This window comes from Enterobacter cloacae complex sp. 6730903 (assembly GCF_048283985.1).
In the GTDB taxonomy this organism is placed as follows: Bacteria; Pseudomonadota; Gammaproteobacteria; order Enterobacterales; family Enterobacteriaceae; genus Enterobacter; species Enterobacter hormaechei_C.
In genome coordinates this window covers 1-3,564 of record NZ_JBLVXX010000101.1, presented here as the reverse complement: position 1 = coordinate 3,564, position 3,564 = coordinate 1, and the positions used below count along the sequence as shown (strand labels likewise).

Annotated in this window: 4 protein-coding genes; 1 reads left to right on the top strand and 3 read right to left on the bottom strand. The window is 52.4% G+C overall.

Annotated elements, in window-relative coordinates:
- The first annotated feature begins 385 nt into the window (after positions 1 to 385).
- Positions 386 to 727: an antirestriction protein ArdAB regulator ArdK gene (gene ardK, locus ACNQ0W_RS24780; protein ID WP_000057569.1), complete on the top strand. Its 342-nt coding sequence runs from the start codon at positions 386 to 388 to the stop codon at positions 725 to 727.
- 14 nt (positions 728 to 741) lie between these two features.
- Here ardK and ACNQ0W_RS24775 read toward each other — a convergent pair whose 3' ends face one another.
- From ACNQ0W_RS24775 to aph(3'')-Ib, 3 genes are all read right to left on the bottom strand, one after another.
- Complete coding sequence (locus ACNQ0W_RS24775) at positions 742 to 1,533, bottom strand: SprT-like domain-containing protein (protein ID WP_004248792.1); 792 nt, start codon at positions 1,531 to 1,533, stop codon at positions 742 to 744.
- Between the two features lie 180 nt (positions 1,534 to 1,713).
- Positions 1,714 to 2,550 carry an aminoglycoside O-phosphotransferase APH(6)-Id gene (locus ACNQ0W_RS24770; RefSeq protein ID WP_000480968.1) on the bottom strand — a complete coding sequence of 279 codons (837 nt, stop codon included), beginning with the start codon at positions 2,548 to 2,550 and terminating at the stop codon, positions 1,714 to 1,716.
- Positions 2,550 to 3,353, bottom strand: a complete 804-nt coding sequence (gene aph(3'')-Ib, locus ACNQ0W_RS24765; RefSeq protein ID WP_001082319.1) for an aminoglycoside O-phosphotransferase APH(3'')-Ib — start codon at positions 3,351 to 3,353, stop codon at positions 2,550 to 2,552. Before aph(3'')-Ib ends, ACNQ0W_RS24770 begins: the two co-directional genes overlap by 1 nt.
- Positions 3,354 to 3,564: the final 211 nt, after the last annotated feature.

The following is a 3,564-nucleotide window of genomic DNA, read 5'->3' as shown; positions in this document are numbered from 1 at the left end:
TCCCCTGGGCGAAATGCGCCTGGTAAGCAGAGTTTTTGAAATGTAAGGCCTTTGAATAAGACAAAAGGCTGCCTCATCGCTAACTTTGCAACAGTGCCCCTTTTAAAAATATGCCTGTGGATATGTGCATATCATCGCTTACCAGCGCCGCTTCGCGGCTCGGTCAACCCCTCAGAACCGCGAAAACAAGTTTCGCAGTTCTTCACGGTTCATGTTTTAATCCGAGCATGGCGCCAGCACCTTCGCGGCACCATCGAGGCCCGCGCTGCTGCCGCACCGGGCCTCACCCTCAAATAAAATAAAGTTTATAAAAATCGTACTTGTATTGACCCCTGTTTATTCTGAGTATATCCTTTCTGTAACCAAAACTACGGAGGCGCCACAGATGGCTCAGAAAAACAGAATTTCAGAAACAGAATGGAAACAGCTGCTGCCGCAAATGGCTTCCTTTGCACACATCACAACAGATATTGGCTATTCCGTGCTTGTCAAAGGTGAGAAATCATCAGACGTAGCCACGCGAGTAGGCCGTTCCAAGCAAAACATTTCCAGCACCGTTAAGCGAATCTGGGATTTGTACCAGAACACCACTCTTAAAGCCGAGAACGGCGAACCATTAAAATTAGTTCAGGTCTGGATACCAGCAAGCCTTGCTGAAACTGTTTTAAAAGAAGCCGCGAAGTACAGCATTAATAACATCACGACCTCGGAAATGGAAAAAAAATAAAGTCCGAAAGGACTTTATTTTAAGACTACTAACGCGGCTTTATTACAGTGCTCGCCACCACAGTAAACCACTATCCCCGGTTTACCCCAGAGATTGATATGACACACCGGGCAGCTGTACTTTTCCCGGTTTGTTTTGTTCACCGGTGCTTCAGGCGGTGGGGTTACAAATCGCATGGCCTCTATGATCTCGTCGTCGAGTTCAACCGGGTCGCGCCCTTCCTCCACCTCCTGTTCGTGTTCGCTATCATCTTCCTCGTCGTCAATATAGCCTTTTCCTGTAGGGCTTAGCACAGCGCCAGGCTTAGGCTGGTAAGGCGGAAACCTGTCCATCCAGGAAAGCTGGAAATGGCCTGTCAGCAGTTCATCACAGGCCATATCGAAAGGGCCACCGGCAATAATATAATGGGTCATGCTCTGGCCCACTTTCCTGCCTCCCGGTTCGCCGGTATCAGAAGGCATTAGTCCTACCCGTTCCATCCGGGCCGCCCACTGTTTGTTGTGATAGCCACGGCGGCCAGGCTCGCCAAAATGGAATTGCCACTGATGAACCATCTCATGCACCAGTGTTGAAAGCGTGGCCTTTATGGTTCTGATCGAGAAATACACCGGATTCATAGCGATCTCGTCTACCGTGTACCCACTCTCACGGCCGACGAAACGCTTAAAGGAACAATAGCCATACGTTCGCTTCTCACGCTGCAACGTTATCAGGCATGGCGGCAGCTCGTTGCTGAATAGCTTCTCATTGAAAAAATCGTAGGCTCTCTGAAGTTCATCGTAGGTTTCGGGCGTAGGCAAATTCACTGCTAACCTCACATATATGTATTGTGCAATACACATAATTTAGCTGATCTTTTATACAGAGGAAACGGCTTTTAGGGGTCGTTTGCGGGAGAGGGCGAAATCCTACGCTAAGGCTTTGGCCAACGATATTCTCCGGTAAGATTGATGTGTTCCCAGGGGATAGGAGAAGTCGCTTGATATCTAGTATGACGTCTGTCGCACCTGCTTGATCGCGGCCGCGATAGCTAGATCGCGTTGCTCCTCTTCTCCATCCGCGTTCCAAGCTGCGGAAAGGCACCCATAAGCGTACGCCTGGTCGAGCAGGCGACGCGGATCGACGTCCAGCGCACGAGAGAATGCGTCCGCCATCTGTGCAATGCGTCTAGGATCGAGACAAAGGTCGTCTCTGTCAGCCGGATCGTAGAACATATTGGCGGCGCCAAAGCCCACTTCACCGACCAGACCGACGGGATCTATCACCAGCCAGCCGCGACTGGAGAACATGATGTTTTCATGATGCAGATCGCCATGTAGCCCACGCAGTTCCGAGGCATTGCTCATCATTTGATCGGCTATAATCGCCGCGTGGACGTAGTCAGTTTGACAACCTGCGTTTTGATCATCGCGCGCCCGCTGAAACAAAGCTGCAAAGCGATCCCGGATCGGGAGAAGGGCAGAAGGCAGGGGTTCCTCAGATGCGGCATACAGCTTCGCCATTAGTTCCGCTGCAATTTCGGTCGCCTGGTAGTCGCCGTGCTCGGCAACGATGTGAGAGAGCATTCGCTCCCCGGCATATTCGAGCAACATCAGATTGTTCTCACGACCGAGCAACCGGACTGCTCCCCTCCCATTGCGCCATACCAGATAGTCGGCCCCGCGCAGTTCATCAGCAATGTCTTCTATAGGTTTCAATCCCTTGACGATTGCAGGAGTCCCGTCTGGCAATGAAACTTTCCAAACGAGGCTGGAAAAGGTGTCCGCAATGAGAACAGGTTGCGAAACGTGCCAATGAGCAGGAAAAACAGGCGGCATGAACATCAACCCCAAGTCAGAGGGTCCAATCGCAGATAGAAGGCAAGGCGTTCGCGGTCGGGGGCTTCGATCCCCAATACATTGAATAGGACAGCGAAGGCGCGCTCTGCTTCATCTGGCGCTGCCCAGTTCTCTTCGGCGTTAGCAATCATGAGTGCCAAATCGGCATAGCGATCTGCTGTTCCGAGCCGCCCAAGGTCGATCAGACCCGTGCATTGAAGAGTTTTAGGGTCCACCATGAAGTTCGGCATGCAGGGATCACCATGGCAAACAACCATATCGGTGCGCTCTTGGTCGAGCCGCACCGGTAGCTCTCGTTCGACACGAGCCAAAAGATCGAGCTGCGGCGTACTCTTGTCCTCGTCCGGTAAGAAGTCGGGATTGACGGCATTGCGGGACACCACATCAACGGCGCGTCCGAACATTCGCGACAGCCTGCGCTCAAACGGACATTGATCAACCGATAGGCTGTGAACAGCGCCAAGTTGCTGCCCCATTGACGGCCACGCTTTGAGCAAATCCGCTCCAGACAGATCAGCCGCCGGTACTCCCGGAATTGCCGTTATCACCAAGCATGCACCCTCCTGTTCCTCCTGCCAGTTGATCACCTCGGGGCAAGCCACACCTCGACCTTTGAGCCAAATGAGGCGGTCACGCTCTCCAGCGAGCTCACCGCGGCGGGAAGCAGGTGCGATTTTCGCGAAGGCATGCCCGTCACCACGTCGAAAAACAAAATCACCAGATTCTCCGCCTCTGACAGGCAACCAGTCAGAATGCGATTCACCAAAAAAAATATTAGTTCGATTCAATGGAGGTTCCTTCAGTTTTCTGATGAAGCGCGGAGGTGGCTCAACCTGCGAAAAGAAACGAGTTGCTACGTAAGTCCGAGAACATGCTTTCCATGGTCTCTGAGCTCGCCTTGATGCCCGAGGCATAGACTGTACAAAAAAACAGTCATAACAAGCCATGAAAACCGCCACTGCGCCGTTACCACCGCTGCGTTCGGTCAAGGTTCTGGAC